Annotated in this window: 16 protein-coding genes; 2 read left to right on the forward strand and 14 right to left on the reverse strand. The window is 57.6% G+C overall.

The genetic code is table 11. The features are described from left to right. Window positions 1-164 precede the first annotated feature (164 nt). From ABLU96_RS18890 to ABLU96_RS18945, 12 genes are all read right to left on the reverse strand, one after another. Window positions 165-1,637: an ATP-binding protein gene (locus ABLU96_RS18890; RefSeq protein WP_025108021.1), complete on the reverse strand. Its 1,473-nt coding sequence runs from the start codon at window positions 1,635-1,637 to the stop codon at window positions 165-167. Continuing rightward, window positions 1,634-2,350, reverse strand: coding sequence for a response regulator transcription factor (locus tag ABLU96_RS18895; RefSeq protein WP_004849381.1), 717 nt, complete (start codon window positions 2,348-2,350; stop codon window positions 1,634-1,636). Before ABLU96_RS18895 ends, ABLU96_RS18890 begins: the two co-directional genes overlap by 4 nt. Before the next feature lie 78 nt (window positions 2,351-2,428). Beyond that, the gene (gene rlmC, locus ABLU96_RS18900; protein WP_049082080.1) at window positions 2,429-3,559 is read right to left on the reverse strand and encodes a 23S rRNA (uracil(747)-C(5))-methyltransferase RlmC; all 1,131 of its coding nucleotides are present in this window, start codon (window positions 3,557-3,559) and stop codon (window positions 2,429-2,431) included. A 42-nt stretch (window positions 3,560-3,601) separates the two neighbouring features. Beyond that, complete coding sequence (locus tag ABLU96_RS18905) at window positions 3,602-4,090, reverse strand: YbjO family protein (protein ID WP_004100588.1); 489 nt, start codon at window positions 4,088-4,090, stop codon at window positions 3,602-3,604. Window positions 4,091-4,147: 57 nt separating this feature from the next. Beyond that, window positions 4,148-4,993 carry a putrescine ABC transporter permease PotI gene (gene potI, locus ABLU96_RS18910; RefSeq protein WP_004130847.1) on the reverse strand — a complete coding sequence of 282 codons (846 nt, stop codon included), beginning with the start codon at window positions 4,991-4,993 and terminating at the stop codon, window positions 4,148-4,150. Further along, window positions 4,990-5,943, reverse strand: a complete 954-nt coding sequence (gene potH, locus ABLU96_RS18915; protein ID WP_014228601.1) for a putrescine ABC transporter permease PotH — start codon at window positions 5,941-5,943, stop codon at window positions 4,990-4,992. Before potH ends, potI begins: the two co-directional genes overlap by 4 nt. Before the next feature lie 10 nt (window positions 5,944-5,953). Next, window positions 5,954-7,087 carry a putrescine ABC transporter ATP-binding subunit PotG gene (potG, locus tag ABLU96_RS18920; RefSeq protein WP_004134592.1) on the reverse strand — a complete coding sequence of 378 codons (1,134 nt, stop codon included), beginning with the start codon at window positions 7,085-7,087 and terminating at the stop codon, window positions 5,954-5,956. A 102-nt stretch (window positions 7,088-7,189) separates the two neighbouring features. After that, entirely contained in the window at window positions 7,190-8,302 is a 1,113-nt protein-coding gene (gene potF / locus ABLU96_RS18925) for a spermidine/putrescine ABC transporter substrate-binding protein PotF (protein ID WP_014228600.1), read from the reverse strand. Window positions 8,303-8,650: 348 nt separating this feature from the next. Next, the gene (locus tag ABLU96_RS18930) at window positions 8,651-9,130 is read right to left on the reverse strand and encodes a YbjN domain-containing protein (protein WP_004849367.1); all 480 of its coding nucleotides are present in this window, start codon (window positions 9,128-9,130) and stop codon (window positions 8,651-8,653) included. An 89-nt stretch (window positions 9,131-9,219) separates the two neighbouring features. Further along, window positions 9,220-10,122 (reverse strand): 30S ribosomal protein S6--L-glutamate ligase, encoded by a 903-nt coding sequence (gene rimK / locus ABLU96_RS18935; protein WP_009653278.1) that lies wholly within the window; start codon window positions 10,120-10,122, stop codon window positions 9,220-9,222. Between the two features lie 103 nt (window positions 10,123-10,225). Beyond that, window positions 10,226-10,948, reverse strand: a complete 723-nt coding sequence (gene nfsA, locus ABLU96_RS18940; protein ID WP_025108025.1) for a nitroreductase NfsA — start codon at window positions 10,946-10,948, stop codon at window positions 10,226-10,228. Beyond that, window positions 10,932-11,222, reverse strand: a complete 291-nt coding sequence (locus tag ABLU96_RS18945; RefSeq protein WP_009653259.1) for a YbjC family protein — start codon at window positions 11,220-11,222, stop codon at window positions 10,932-10,934. Before ABLU96_RS18945 ends, nfsA begins: the two co-directional genes overlap by 17 nt. Before the next feature lie 204 nt (window positions 11,223-11,426). Here ABLU96_RS18945 and ABLU96_RS18950 point away from each other — a divergent pair, with 204 nt between their 5' ends. Further along, the gene (locus ABLU96_RS18950) at window positions 11,427-11,690 is read left to right on the forward strand and encodes a GrxA family glutaredoxin (RefSeq protein ID WP_004100567.1); all 264 of its coding nucleotides are present in this window, start codon (window positions 11,427-11,429) and stop codon (window positions 11,688-11,690) included. 6 nt (window positions 11,691-11,696) lie between these two features. On the opposite strand, the gene ybjM is transcribed toward ABLU96_RS18950, so the two are convergent. Then, window positions 11,697-12,080, reverse strand: coding sequence for an inner membrane protein YbjM (ybjM, locus tag ABLU96_RS18955; RefSeq protein ID WP_004849358.1), 384 nt, complete (start codon window positions 12,078-12,080; stop codon window positions 11,697-11,699). Window positions 12,081-12,347: 267 nt separating this feature from the next. Between ybjM and ABLU96_RS18960 the strand changes: the two genes are divergently transcribed. Further along, complete coding sequence (locus tag ABLU96_RS18960; protein WP_004849356.1) at window positions 12,348-14,033, forward strand: aspartate:alanine antiporter; 1,686 nt, start codon at window positions 12,348-12,350, stop codon at window positions 14,031-14,033. A 158-nt stretch (window positions 14,034-14,191) separates the two neighbouring features. Here ABLU96_RS18960 and ABLU96_RS18965 read toward each other — a convergent pair whose 3' ends face one another. After that, window positions 14,192-14,734 carry a TetR family transcriptional regulator gene (locus tag ABLU96_RS18965; RefSeq protein WP_009653296.1) on the reverse strand — a complete coding sequence of 181 codons (543 nt, stop codon included), beginning with the start codon at window positions 14,732-14,734 and terminating at the stop codon, window positions 14,192-14,194. Window positions 14,735-14,788 lie beyond the last annotated feature (54 nt).

Genomic DNA, 14,788 nt, shown 5'->3' on the forward strand with positions numbered 1-14,788 from the left:
CAGCCGTGGCCCCGTAGCCCGGGCAAGCGCAGCGCGGCCCGGGACGAAGCCGCACCAAAGTCTCAATCCCGACGCATTTCCCGGGCTGCGGCGTAAACGCCTTACCCGGGCTACCGGCCCGCAGACAGCGATAGACCGGTATCGCGATCGGCCAATCCGCCACCTTAAACCGGCAGGGTAAACTGGAAACAGGCCCCTGCCGGCGCTTCAAGCAGGCGAATATCGCCGCCGTGCAGCTGCAGCATCCGTCGCACAATCATCAAACCCAGTCCCCCTCGTGATGCGCTTTGCGCGCCAGGTTCAAGCACCGAAGGCCGTTCGAACAAGGTTGCCCGCAGCTCACCGGCAACGCCCGGTCCGCTATCGGCCACCTCGACGATAAATTCCGGCCCTGAGCGACGCGCCGTCAGGCGGATAAGCCCACCTTCCGGCGTATGGCGAATGGCGTTATCGAGCAGATTAGTCAGCACCCGTTCAATCATCGAGAGATCCGCCGTTATCGGCGGTAGCCCGGTGGCCAGATCCAGCTGTAAACCGATATTGCGCGTCGCGATTGCCAGGTCGAATTTTTGCGCGACATCCTGCACCAGCTCAGCCAGCACGAAGGTTTCCGGCTGCGGCTTAATCCCGCCGTGCTCCAGGCGAGCCAGCTCAAACAACTGCTGAGAAAGATGGCGCACTTTATTGCCCTGGCGCAGCGCGATATTCAAATACTGCTTGTTCTCTTCCATCGTCAGGCGATCGGCCTTCAGGCTTAACGTTTCCAGATATCCCAGCAAAGAGGTGAGCGGCGTGCGTAAATCGTGGGAGATATTGGCGACAAATTCTCGCCGCTGGCGATCGCTGTCGGCCAGACGGTCCCACTGCCCGGCAATCTGGCGGGCCAGTTCAATAAAGCGATTATGCAGCACGGCCACTTCATTCCCCGGGTTCGCCTCCGGAGTTTGCGCCGCCAGCGCCTTGATCGCATGAATACTGTCCTGGCTGTCGGTTGCCACCAGCGCGGTGAGCTGACGCACCGGGCGCGTTACCCAGAACCAGGCAAGCCAGCCAGCCAGCCCGCCGAGACCGGCCACCAGCAGCAGAGTCCACAGCAGCAGGCTCCACAAGGTTTTCTGCCAGGCGCTCGCCGCCAGTTCATTAAAGGTTTCACCCTGCAGGATAATGTAGAGATAGCCGCGCAGCTGGCCGTCCTGGCGCAGCGGCGCCACGCTAAACACCTTTTGCTTATCAAGGCTGCGCGGATCGTCGCCGTACACCGGCCAGGCGCCGCCGGAAAGAAACGTTTGCACCGGCGCCAGATCGATGCGCTGGCGCTTAATATGCCCCGGCGGCGCGGCGTCGGCCAGCAGCTCGCCGTCGGGCGAAAGCAGATACAGCTCCACGCTAGGATTGAAGGTCATCAGCCGATCAAAAAGCGGCTTCAGCATCCGGCGATCAACCTGCCCCTGAGCGTCCAACAGCGGCTCGCGGGCGGCGATCTGCTGCGCCAGCCCGGCGGAGAGACGCTGGACCATGACATTGCCGTACTGCGCGCTGCTGTACAGCTGGATCAGACAAACGGCTACGGCACAGAGCAGCAGCAGTGAGGTAAACACCAGCGCCAGGCGCTGGCTGAGGCTGAGACGGCGGATCATGGCTGCGCCTCTTTGCGCTCCACGGCAAATTTATAGCCTTTTCCCCAGACGGTCAGAATGATGTCCGGCTCCGCCGGGTCGCGCTCAATTTTGGTGCGCAGGCGGTTGATATGGGTATTGACCGTATGCTCATAGCCGTCGTGCTGATAGCCCCACACCCGATCAAGCAGCTCAAGGCGGGAAAAGACCTCCCCCGGATGGCGGGCAAAGTAGTAGAGCAGGTCGAACTCGCGCGGCGTCAGATCCACCGTCTCGCCGCGCAGCTTAACGTCGCGCGACAAGGGGTCAATGCTTAAACCATGGCTGGCGATACGGCCGGCATCCATCAGCAGATTCTGCCCCATCGCCTCCTGACGACGGAACACCGCTTTGACCCGGGCGGTCAGTTCGAGAATCGAAAACGGTTTGGCCAGATAATCATCCGCTCCCATCTCCAGCCCCTGTACCCGCTGGGTTTCGCTGGCGCGAGCGCTGATAATAATCACCGGCAGATAGCGGGTTTGCTGACGAATGCGCCGACAAATTTCCAGACCGTCTACGCCCGGCAGCATCAGGTCGAGGATCACCGCATCCCAAAGCTCTTTTTCCAGCAGGCGCAGGGCCTGGGCTCCGTCCGCCACGTGGACAATCTGATAACCCTCATCCAGCAGATTCAGGCGCAGCAACGCGGCGATATCTTCATCATCTTCAACCAACAGGATTTTTTTTGCCACCGGCAGCACTCCGCTATTCTTACGTTCTGATTAGCCAAGCTTACCCGATCTTCACCGCCTGAAGAGTTCACATTTTGTTTATACTTCGCGAACCAGCAGGGTCAGCACCTCATAGTGGGCGGTATGGGGGAACATATCGAACAGCTGGACGCGCTCAATGCGATAACCGGCCAGACGAGCGATATCTTTCGCCATCGTCCGGGCGTTGCAGCTGGAGTAGATAATAAAGCCTGGCGCCATACGGTTTAAATAGTCGCACAGGCCGTCGCCGATACCGCGACGCGGCGGATTCACCAGCACCAGATCGGGAATATCGCCTTCGCCGGTCGCAAACTGCGTGGAATCGAGCGCCTGAAAATGCAGATTATTCAGCCCGAGCTGCGCCGCCGACTGCTTAGCGCAGGCGATCGCCTCCGGGGCAATTTCAATCCCGGTCAGGCGCATCTCAGGCGTTGCGCTGTGCAGACCAAAGCCGCCCACCCCGCAGAAGAGGTCCCACATGTGGTTGACCGGCAGCTGGCGCACCCAGTCACGAGCGGTGGCATACAGACGGCTGGCTACCACAGGGTTGGTCTGAAAGAAGCTTTGCGGGCGGATCCACAGCGGCACGCCGTTGAAATTTTCCGCCAGCGCCTGCTGGTCGGTGAGGAAAATTTCCCGCTCTCCTTCCATGATGGCCATATGCACCGGCTGAATATTGGCGGTAATCACCTGCAGCTGCGGCAGCAGCGCCTGAAGCTCCGGCAGCGCGGCGCGCAGCTGGGCAAGCTTGGTCTCCGAACGCAGGACAAAGCGCAGCATCATACCGCCGTCGAGCCGGCTTTCGGTCAGCAGAATGTACTTCAGCTCTCCGCGCCTGCGGGCAACGTTATAGGGCGTGAGCCCGGCGCGGGCGATAAACGGCTTGAGCGCAGCGAAGACGGGCGCGAAGCTTTGCGGATAAAGCGGACAGTCGGTCAGGTCTTCCGGGGCGCCATCACGGTGCAGCATCCCGAGCAATGGGCGCTCCACGCTACCGCTGACCACCATTTTCGCTTTGTTGCGAAACCCGCTTTCCGGCCCGCAAACCGGTGCGCACCATTCAGCGACAGGCGCATCGGCGAGAAGCGCGCGCAGATCGGCCATTTTATCGGCGAGCTGTTGGGATACCGGCAGTTCCAGCCACTGGCAGGAGCGGCAGCGGCCCGCGTCATAAAGTGCGCAATGCATAACAAGACCTTCAAAAAAACAGGGGCGGGGATTGTATCACCGTTACTGTAAACGGAAAAAGCGTCGGCACGGGGCCGGCACAAACAGCATCGCCAGCACCAGCAGATCCGGTAGTTTTTGCAGCACCAGGGAGCGAAAGATTTCGCGCTTCGATTCCCCGGCAATACTAAACAGCTCGGGATAACCGTAGCCCAATGAAGCGGCCCACAGGTAGCCAATCACGATAATCTGCGTCAACAGGAACAGCCAACGCGCCCAGTTGCGCCCTTTTACCAGCGAAAACGCGCACCAGATTTCAATAAATACCAGTACCAGACTTGAGAGAAACACCAGGGTGAGCGCCCACGTCTGCACGCTGCGATGGACAAAATCCGCGATTCCCTGAACGCCAAGCTGGTTGAGGATCATCAGCAAATCCAGGCCGCGGATTAAAATAATGGCGAAGGCCGCCACCTGCACCAGCGCAGGAACGTTAAGACGAGCATGAGACGAACGCGTTTTAGTAAACAATCCCAACGTAAAGTCTTCCATGAAAACGGCGCCACAAATGCGGCGCCGATGTTAACTCTATTGCAGATTTTAGGTGGTTCAGCCGCTTCTTGCACGCTGGATATCGCGCACCCGCTGCTTTTCCGCGCGGGCCATCAAATACCAGGCGATAAAACCAACAATCCCGACCACGCCGAGGATTAACGTCGCCAGGGCGTTAATCTCCGGGTTGACCCCCATGCGCACGCTGGAGAAGACCAGCATCGGCAGCGTCGTCGCCCCCGGCCCGGAAACAAAGCTGGCAATAACCAGGTCGTCTAGCGACAACGTAAAGGCCAGCAGCCAACCGGAGACCACCGCCGGCATAATCATCGGCAGCGTAATGACGAAAAAGACCTTCAGCGGCGCGGCGCCCAGATCCATCGCCGCCTCTTCAATAGAGTGGTCCAGCTCACGCAGGCGCGATGAAATGACCACCGCGACGTACGCGGTACAGAAGGTGACGTGCGCCAGCCAGATGGTCAGCATGCCGCGATCCGACGGCCAGCCAATTGAATGCCCCAGCGCGACAAACAGCAGCAGCAGCGACAGGCCGGTAATCACATCGGGCATCACCAGCGGCGCGGTGATCATAAAAGCAAAGCCGTTTGAACCGCGGAAGCGGCCAAAACGCACCATCACCACTGCGGCAATGGTACCGAGGATCACCGCCGCCGTCGCGGCGCAGGCGGCGATGGTCAGACTTAAGCCTACCGCGCTCATCATCGCATCGTCATGAAACAGCTCGCGATACCAGCGCGTCGACCACCCCGCCCATACCGTCACCAGCTTTGAGCTGTTGAACGAGTAAATCACCAGCATCAGCATCGGGGCATACAGAAAGGTAAAGCCGAGCAGCAGAATCAAAATTCGCCACGGCGAACGGACTACCGGTAAATTATTCATCCGTGTTCCCCCACCTGTTTTTGCTGATGCTTGTGGAACCACATGATCGGTACGATCAGCAGCAACAGCATCACGATCGCCACCGCCGACGCCACCGGCCAGTCGCGGTTATTGAAAAACTCCTGCCACAGCACGCGGCCAATCATAATGCTGTCTGGCCCGCCCAGCAGTTCCGGGATAACGAACTCCCCGACTGCCGGAATAAACACCAGCATCGACCCGGCAATAATCCCGCCTTTGGTGAGGGGAACGATCACCTGGAAGAAGGTCTTCAGCGGCCGGGCCCCCAGATCCAGCGACGCCTCCACCAGCGAGTAATCGATACGCGTGAGGGCGGTATAGATCGGCAGCACCATAAACGGCAGATAGGCGTAAACAATACCGATATAGACCGCCAGGTTGGTGTGCAGGATCTCCAGCGGCTGGTCGATGACCCCCAGCCACAGCAGGAAGTTGTTCAGCACGCCGTTGCTTTTCAGCAGCCCCATCCAGGCATAGACGCGGATCAGGAAGGAGGTCCATGACGGCAGGATCACCAGCAGCAGCAGAATATTTCGCGTCGATGGCTTACTGTGCGCCACCGCCCACGCCAGCGGATACCCCAACAGCAGGCAGCAGAACGTCGAGATCGCCGCCACCTGAAGCGATTGCAGATACGCTTCAAAATAGAGCGGATCGTCGGTGAGCTGCAGGAAATTCCCGAGATTCAGCGTTAACGTAAGCTGACCGTCGGCCCACTCCAGCAGGTCGGTATAGGGTGGGATCGCCCGCGCCATCTCCGCCAGGCTGATTTTAAAGACGATCAGGAACGGCAGCAGAAACAGCAGGATCAGCCACACGTAGGGCAGCGCAATGACCAGCTTGCGTCCGTGGGCCATCTGCAGCCGCGCCAGCCACAGCGCAAAACCGCCAGGTTTTTTTACGCCTGACGGGGGTTCTAATGTACTCATCGCCCTCTCCTTACACCGTCAACACGACGCAGCTATCGGCATCCCAGCACAAACGCACCTCATCACCCCAGGTGGGCGCCCCTTTACGGTAACGGTGTTCGTTTTGCAGCTGAGCGCTCAGCATCTGCCCGCTTTTCAGGCGCACATGGTAGATAGACAGGTCGCCGAGATAGGCAATATAGATAACCTCGCCCACCGCGAAGTTATAGCCATCCGCGGGCGGGTCTTCGCAGAGCATGATTTTTTCCGGGCGCAGGGCCACCCACACCGGCACGTTATCGACGACAGAGGCATCGGGATCGACCTTCAGCGGATGGGTCAGGCCCGGAGAGTCCAGCACCAGGCCATCTTCCTGCCGCTCTTTCACCAACCCTTCAAAGACGTTGACCGAGCCGATAAACTCCGCGCTGTAGCGGGTGGTCGGGTGCTCGTAGATTTCCTCCGGCTCGCCGATTTGCACGAACTTGCCGCGGTTCATAATGGCGATACGCCCCGCCATGGTCATCGCCTCTTCCTGATCGTGGGTCACCATCACGCAGGTAACGCCGACGCGCTCAAGGATATCGACCACTTCCAGCTGCATCCTGTCGCGCAGCTTCTTATCCAGCGCCCCCATTGGCTCATCAAGCAGCAGCAGTTTCGGTCTTTTCGCCAGGCTGCGGGCCAGGGCCACGCGCTGACGCTGGCCGCCGGAGAGCTGATGCGGTTTACGCTTTGCGAACTCCTGCATATGCACCAGCGCCAGCATCTCCTGCACCCGGCTGGTGATTTCGGCCTTGGGCAATTTGTCCTGCTTGAGGCCAAAGGCGATATTCTGCTCCACCGTCATATGGGGAAACAGCGCGTAGGACTGGAACATCATATTAATCGGCCGCTGATACGGCGGCACCCGCGCCAGATCGACGCCATCCAGGACAATCTGTCCGGCGGTAGGCTGTTCAAATCCCGCCAGCATGCGCAGCAGGGTTGACTTGCCGCAGCCGGATGCGCCCAGCAGGGCAAAAATTTCGCCTTTATAAATGGTGAGATTGACGTCATCGACGGCGTGCTGGCCATCGAAGGACTTGGTTAAATTACGGATTTCCAGCAGCGGGGTCAGCGCTTTGGGGGTTTTCGCCTGCGGGCGAGGAATCACATCATTCACGGGGTGTTCTCCGGCAGAAATCAAATCATGGTGCAGGCGCACCATCGCGGTGCGCCTGTTGCCGGCAGCGCGACGCTTATCCGGCCTACAACTCACGGAGAATTACTTACCGCTTTTCACCTTCGTCCACGCGCGAGTACGCACGCGGTCGATTTTCGGATCCTGGACTTTCAGGGTGAACAGCTTGGCGAAGACGTCAGCCGGCGGGTAAATGGCCGGGTTATTGCGGATCGCTTCGCTGACCAGCGGAACAGAGGCTTTGTTGCCGTTAGCGTAATAGACATGATCGCTGATGTGGGCGATAACCTCCGGACGCATCAGATAGTTCAGGAACTGATAAGCCTCATCTTTGTTTTTCGCATCCGCCGGCATGGCGAAGACGTCGAAGAACGCCAGCGCGCCCTCTTTCGGAATATAGTAGGAAACATTCACCCCGTTTTTCGCTTCTTTCGCCCGGTTAGCCGCCTGCCATACGTCGCCCGCCCAGCCGATAGCGACGCAGATATCACCGTTCGCCAGGTCGTTGATGTACTGAGAGGAGTGGAAATAGCGAATATTCGGACGCAGCTTCAGCAGCAGGTCGGTCGCCGGGCCGGTGTAGTCATCGGCTTTAGTACTGTTAGGATCTTTGCCGAGATAGTTCAGCACGGTGGCGAAAATCTCTTCCGGGGCATCCAGGAAGGAGACGCCGCAGCTTTTCAGCTTTTCCAGGTTTTCCGGCTTCATCACCAGATCCCAGCTGTCCAGCGGCGCATCTTTGCCCAGCACGGCTTTCACTTTATCGATGTTATAGCCTATGCCGGTTGTCGCCCACAGGTACGGGATCGCGTATTTATTGTCGGGGTCGTGCTTCGCGACCAGCTTCAATACTTCCGGGTCGAGATTTTTCCAGTTGGGAAGCTTACTTTTATCCAGCGGCTGGAATACCCCGGCCGCCAGCTGGCGCTCAAGGAAGCTCGCCGACGGCACCACCAGGTCAAAACCGGTGCTGCCCGCCATGAGCTTACCCTCCAGCACTTCGTTGGAGTCAAAGACGTCATACACCACTTTAATACCGGTCTCTTTTTCAAAATTCGCCACCGTATCCGGCGCAATATAATCAGACCAGTTATAAACATGCAGGGTTTTTTGTTCGGCTGCGAGCGAACCGGCAGAAACGGCCATCAGCGCACCCGTAACCAGACCTGTTAACCATTTTTTACCAAAGGCGGTCATATCTCTTATTCCTTCTCAATGCCCGTTAACAAGCGGGCTGAATATACGCACTTGTTCGCATGCAATAATCATGCATATTTTTTCATTGCCTAAGAAAAGGAGAGAGGACCTCTCCCGGAATGGTTGCCCGCAACTGGAAGCAGCGTCAGAATAACTGTAGCCAGAATAAGAGGCTATAGCCCAGGTAAAAAAACGGCTTTTATCAATTTTTTATGCAATAAGGGTCTATGTGATAAGCCGAAAGCGGCGGAATGGCGGTGAAAAATTCTTTTCCGGAAGGTTAATAGCAGAATAAAAGCATGTAATACGCAGCCGCTATGGCAGTGGCTGCGCTATTTTTCGACAGGCTTAGTGAAGAAAATGGTACTGAATATTCTCAGCCACCGGCTCTTCTTCCTCAGACTTATACAGCACCTGATTGGCGCTGGCTTCGAGGATGACCATCGATATCTGTTCTTCGCTCTGGCGGAAAAACCACGCGAACTGATCGATCGTCACGCCGACGCCGACGGTCAAGGCCTGGCACACCACCAGCTTTGGCAGATTATCATCCTGAATATCGAGGAAAGCTTTCACCGTCAACGAACTGGCGTTAATCGCAGAAAGATCGGCGGAGAGCGGCAGCAGCGCGGAGGGTTTCACCTCTGCCAGCGCGGAGAAAAGCACCACGTTATCCACCAGGTCAAGTTTGGCATCAAAAATGCCTTCGAAATTTTGCATATGCGGCAGGTGCAGTGCCTGGCAGGAATCACACTCAAAAAAGCTGATGCCCAATTCGTCGAGCCATTGACGTAACGTATCAAGACCCGGAACGACCAGTGAATCCATATGACCTGTGACCTCTTACTGTGAAAAATGCGACGCCATAGCTTACGCAAAAAAAGCGTCCTGTTCCATGACGGTGTCGTGAAAGGGAATTATCCGCCCATTTTCAGACAAAATCCGGGCGTGGCTTGTCGTTCGATCCAGGCGATCATTTTGCCGGCAATATCGACGCCGGTGGTGGTTTCAATTCCTTCCAGCCCAGGAGAAGCATTGACCTCCATCACCAGAGGACCGCGCGCGGCGCGCAGGATATCAACGCCGGCCACGTCCAGCCCGAGCGTTTGCGCGGCCTTAATGGCCATTTCACGCTCCTGCTCGCTGATATACGCCACCGACGCCACGCCGCCGCGATGCAGGTTAGAGCGAAAATCCCCCTCCTTCGCCCGCCGTTCAATTGCCGCCACCACTTCATTACCCACCACGAGGCAGCGCACGTCCCGCCCCTTCGCCTCGGCGATATACTCCTGCACCAGAATATGCGCATTCAGGCCGCGAAAAGCGTCGATGACGCTCTCTGCCGCCTGGCGCGTTTCGGCCAGCACGACGCCGATGCCCTGGGTACCCTCCACCAGCTTTACCACCAGCGGCGCGCCGCCAACCATGGCAATCAGGTCGCTGGTATCGTCTGGCGAATGGGCAATACCGGTGAGCGGCAGATCGATCCCCTGACGGGCCAGCAGCTGGAGCGAGCGCAGCTTGTCGCGGGCGCGGGTGATCGCCACCGATTCATTCAGCGGATAGCTGCCCAGCAGCTCAAACTGACGCAGCGCCGCGGTACCATAGTAAGTGATCGCCGTGCCAATGCGCGGGATCACGGCGTCAAAATGCGGGAGCTGGCGACCTTTATAGTGAATCGACGAGGCCACCGGACTGACGTTCATATAACAGGAAAGCGGATCGAGGATTTCCACCTGGTGTCCGCGTTTTTGCGCGGCTTCGCGCAGGCGTCGACATGAATAAAGCGTTCCATCCCGGGATAATATGGCAATTTTCACCCTGCACCTCTGCGAAAAGACCCGCTCTGGCGGGCCTCTGGTAGTCAATTAGCGCTGACCTGCGGAATTTCCTTGCGTCAGACCGAGGGCAGTTTACACGCAATCAGCGCGTAGCCCATCCCTGCTTATGCAGATATTGCAGAATAAACGGACGGCTCTCTTTAACAATAGTCCGACGGATATGGTCGCTCCAGGTATCGCGACGCGTATTGCTGCCGCGAGAGAGATAATACTGCGCTATCTGCTCGTCATATTCCGCAAGCACCGCGTCGTCCACCGGCTGATAGTGATTTTCATGCACCAGCATCGCCGACGGCATGCGCGGTTTCACCTCCGGGTTATCGTCCGGCCAGCCAAGGCACAGGCCAAACAGCGGCAGTACGTGCTGCGGGAGCTTCAGCAGCTCGGTTACCGCATCGATATTGTTGCGCAGGCCACCAATATAGACGCCGCCGAGGCCAAGGGATTCCGCCGCCACCAGCGCATTCTGCGCCAGAATCGCGGTATCGACGCAGCCCAGCAGCAGCTGTTCGGCGAGGCCCAGCTGAGCGTCCGGGCAGATTTGCAGATTGCGATTGAAATCAGCGCAGAATACCCAAAATTCAGCGGCCTGCGCTACGTGCTGCTGGCCGCCGCTCAGCGGGACCAGCTGTTGGCGTATTTCAGGGTCGGTAACGCGAATAATTGAGGAGCATTGTAAAAAACTGGAGCTGGAAGCGCCCTGCGCGCTGGCAATAATCGCGGCGCGCTGTTCGTCGCTTATCGGCGCGTCGGTAAAATGGCGAATAGAACGGTGGCTACGCAGCAGCTCAATGGTCGGCGTCATCTCGTTTTTCTCTGTCAGGCAATGAAGAAGGTGGGGTTTTCGTTTGCGTCAACTGCGGGGCAATCACTTTCGCCACTCGCCACATTAACGCCACGGCGGCCGGAAGCATCAGCAGGATCCCCGCGAAGATCATCAGCAGCGCCGCCGTTGGGCTGGAAAACGGCGCGGGCAGGCTGACGTACTGGTTGAGCGAGAGCCAGGCCAGGGTCAACAGCACCATGCCGATAATCTCGACTACCAGAATGCTTTTTGGTAATGCAGCGGGCGATCGCATAACGCTCCTTCGGTCAAAATCATGCACGCTCCCGGGCAAAAACCGGTCGCGTATCAGGGGAGTATAGCGGTTTCATCAGCAGAATATTTACCAAACATAGCCTTAAGCCATCGAAGCAAAAGGCAGAACCTTCTTTCCCTCCTCGACATAACGCGGCATGATACGCGGCATTCGCCATCCGGCTGAGGTTTAAGGAGAAGGACTATGTTTACGGTAATTTTTGGTCGTCCAGGCTGCCCCTATTGCGTTCGCGCCAAAGAGCTGGCGGAAAAACTGAGCAACGAGCGTGATGATTTTAACTATCGCTATATTGATATTCACGCAGAAGGCATCAGCAAAGCCGACCTGGAAAAAACCGTGGGTAAACCGGTTGAAACCGTACCGCAGATTTTTGTCGATCAGAAGCACATTGGCGGCTGCACTGACTTTGAAGCCTGGGCGAAAGAGAATCTCGGCCTGTTCGCCTGAGACGCCTCACTCCTCTGACGAGTGCCTGCGTCTGGTATCAAGCCAGGCGCAAATAAACAAAAAGCACAGCGCGCCCAGCGCGCACCAGAACACCGCGCTAAACAGCCACGCCAGTTCCTGCCAGAAAGAACGCTCGGTCACAAAGAAAAGCCGCATAACCACCAGACAGACAGGTGCAGCCAGCATCGCGCCGATAAGCGGACGCAGTACCCGCTGCCCGGGAGAGAGGCAGCTTGCCGCCGCACCGGGGAGCAAAAAGAACAGCAGCCCGAGCTCAGGGTGACCGGTAGCCCGAAAGGCGCCTTTCATATGTAACAGTAGTGATAAACAAACCACGATAAATAGAAAGAACCCACAGATAATACCGGCCCAAGCACGCTCAGATTTCACGACATCCTCCTGATTTTGCCTCTAACCAACTTCCACTTCGCCCAGTCAGATAAAGATTCTGGCAATCCATGCCAATAAAAGATCCCGTCAATGTAAACACGATTGTTACTAGCCGCAGCCTCCAGGAAAGATTAAACTGTCGACTATATTTTGCTGGTTATAACGGGATGCCAGAATAGCGTTCGGGACAACGCGAACACTGGACCAACCTTAGACCAAATAACCATTTCCTTCAACAACTTACTAGTAAATGAGAAGTTGGCTTTCGTGAATATAAACGTCGCAGATTTGTTAAACGGGAATTACATCCTGTTATTGTTCGTTGTGCTTGCATTAGGACTCTGCCTCGGGAAACTGCGTCTCGGGTCGGTACAACTTGGTAATTCCATTGGCGTTTTAGTGGTTTCCCTATTATTAGGGCAACAGCATTTCAGTATTAACACTGATGCCCTCAATCTCGGCTTTATGCTGTTTATTTTCTGCGTCGGCGTGGAAGCGGGGCCCAACTTTTTTTCTATTTTTTTTCGCGACGGCAAAAATTACCTGATGCTCGCGCTGGTGATGGTCGGCAGCGCGATGCTGATCGCCATGGGGCTGGGTAAGCTCTTCGGCTGGGATATCGGCCTGACGGCCGGGATGCTCGCCGGCGCCATGACCTCCACGCCCGTGCTGGTGGGCGCCGGGGATACGCTACGGCACTTCGGCATGCCCAGCGACCAGCTCGCCCTCTCGCTCGATCATCTGAGCCTCGGCTATGCGCTGACCTACCTTATTGGCCTGGTCAGCCTGATCGTCGGCGCCCGCTATATGCCGAAGCTGCAGCATCAGGATTTGCAGACCAGCGCCCAGCAGATCGCCCGCGAGCGCGGCCTCGATACCGACTCCCGGCGCAAGGTCTATCTGCCGGTGATCCGCGCCTACCGCGTCGGTCCGGAGCTGGTGGCGTGGGCTGATGGTAAAAACCTGCGCGAGCTGGGCATTTACCGCCAGACCGGCTGCTACATTGAGCGCATCCGCCGCAACGGCATTCTCGCGAACCCGGACGGCGATGCGGTGCTGCAGATGGGCGATGATATCGCCCTGGTGGGTTACCCGGATGCCCATGCCCGCCTCGACCCAAGCTTCCGTAACGGCAAAGAGGTCTTCGACCGCGATCTGCTCGATATGCGCATCGTCACCGAAGAGATCGTGGTCAAAAACCACAATGCCGTCGGCCGTCGCCTGGCGCAGCTGAAGCTGACCGATCACGGTTGCTTCTTAAACCGCGTTATCCGCAGCCAGATCGAAATGCCTATCGACGATAACGTGGTGCTCAACAAGGGCGATGTGCTGCAGGTCAGCGGCGACGCGCGTCGCGTTAAAACCGTCGCGGATCGTATCGGCTTTATCTCCATCCACAGCCAGGTGACCGACCTGCTCGCCTTCTGCGCCTTCTTTATCGTTGGCCTGATGATCGGCATGATCACCTTCCAGTTCAGCTCGTTCAGCTTCGGCATCGGTAACGCCGCCGGTCTGCTGTTTGCCGGCATTATGCTCGGTTTCCTGCGCGCCAACCATCCGACGTTTGGCTACATTCCGCAGGGAGCGCTGAATATGGTGAAGGAGTTCGGCCTGATGGTGTTTATGGCTGGCGTGGGGCTCAGCGCGGGCGCCGGCATAAATAACGGCCTCGGCGCCGTCGGCGGTCAGATGCTGGCGGCGGGCCTCATCGTCAGCCTGGTGCCGGTGGTTATCTGCTTCCTGTTCGGCGCGTACGTGCTGCGCATGAACCGGGCGATGCTCTTCGGCGCCATGATGGGGGCCCGTACCTGCGCGCCGGCGATGGAAATCATCAGCGATACCGCGCGCAGCAATATTCCTGCGCTGGGATACGCGGGGACCTACGCCATCGCTAACGTGTTGTTAACCCTGGCAGGTACGCTGATTGTCATCATCTGGCCGGGGCTACAGTGAATTTTTTAAGAAAAAAAACGCGCATACGCAGAACTTTTTTTGCTGGCATCAGTCATAAGTAGTGCCACTGCTTTTCTTTGATGTCCCCATTTTGTGGAGCCCATCAACCCCGCCACTTAGGTTCAAGGTTGATGGGTTTTTTGTTTTCTGCGCCCCGCTCACGCTCCCGCCAGCCGGTCTACCATCAGTCGAATCGCTTCTCTCGATAGCGGCGCTCTGTCGGTCACGAAGTGCAGCGTCATGCCCTCGATAAAGGCGTCAAGCCCGCGGGCCGTGGCCGGTTCAAACCACTGCTCAAGAGTCTGCTGGCTGCGCAGCATCCAGTTCTGCATGACCGCTTTTAAATTCGGCTGGCTGCTGCAAAAAGCATATAGCTGATACATCAGCTCCATATTGCGCGCGGTGGTCACCTGGGCGCTAAAAATCAGCTCCGCAATGGCGTCACAGGCCTCTTCGCGGCTATGCACATCGGCAAAAAACTGCTGATACTGCGCCGACATCTGGCCGGTAAACAGGCTGAACGCCTCTTCGACCAGCGCCTCAATGCCGCTGAAATAGTAGGTCAGCGAGCCCAGCGGCACGCCCGCGCAGGTGGCGATTTTCCGGTGCGTGACCGCGTGGATACCGTGTATCGCGATCGTGTCCAGCGTCGCCTGCAAAATCCGCTCCCGCCGCTGCGGGTCGTTTGGTCGACGGGCCATCCCCTTTTCCTCTTTCATTAAAACAGATGCTGAATCCCACGGCGTACGCGTCAA

Source organism: Klebsiella sp. CN_Kp106 (genome assembly GCF_040064575.1).
GTDB lineage: Bacteria > Pseudomonadota > Gammaproteobacteria > Enterobacterales > Enterobacteriaceae > Klebsiella > Klebsiella michiganensis.